At 63.7% G+C, this 402-nt stretch carries 1 protein-coding gene; it reads right to left on the bottom strand.

Annotated elements, in window-relative coordinates:
- Positions 1 to 48: 48 nt before the first annotated feature.
- On the bottom strand, positions 49 to 402 hold a 354-nt coding region (locus tag ACF8O8_RS06980), incomplete at its 5' end, for a hypothetical protein (protein ID WP_392509436.1).

Genomic DNA, 402 nt, shown 5'->3' with positions numbered 1-402 from the left:
TTCAAAGAGTCCATGAGTACGCTCCATCTGCAAGGATGATGTATGGCATCAGTCGATCTCCTTGGGCCTTCCGGGCGTGCGTGGTTTCTTCGTAGGCCGCTTGCCGGGCTTGAGCTGCCAGCGGTCGGCGTTGGCGAGCAGGCGCGCCTGGATTGCGGGTGGGTAGTCGCTCAGGGTTGTCACGGGGGGGACGGGCTTGCCGGGCAGGCCGGCCTCGCGGATGACCTTCGGCCAGCGCGGTCGCCAGCACAGCAGCAGGCTGAGCCAGTGGCCGGTGCCGATGATGACGAAAGCGGGCCAGACAAACAGCAGCGCAACTTTGAACAGCCAGCTGCTTTTGCGGAAGAAACGCCCAAGGCCTTCGAACTGGGCGCTGAATGCCTGGATGGGTGAGGGTAGCTG

Origin of the sequence: Pseudomonas sp. TYF_14 (assembly GCF_043105275.1) — a bacterium.
Taxonomy (GTDB): domain Bacteria; phylum Pseudomonadota; class Gammaproteobacteria; order Pseudomonadales; family Pseudomonadaceae; genus Aquipseudomonas; species Aquipseudomonas alloputida.
This window is presented reverse-complemented; position numbering and strand designations above follow the sequence as displayed.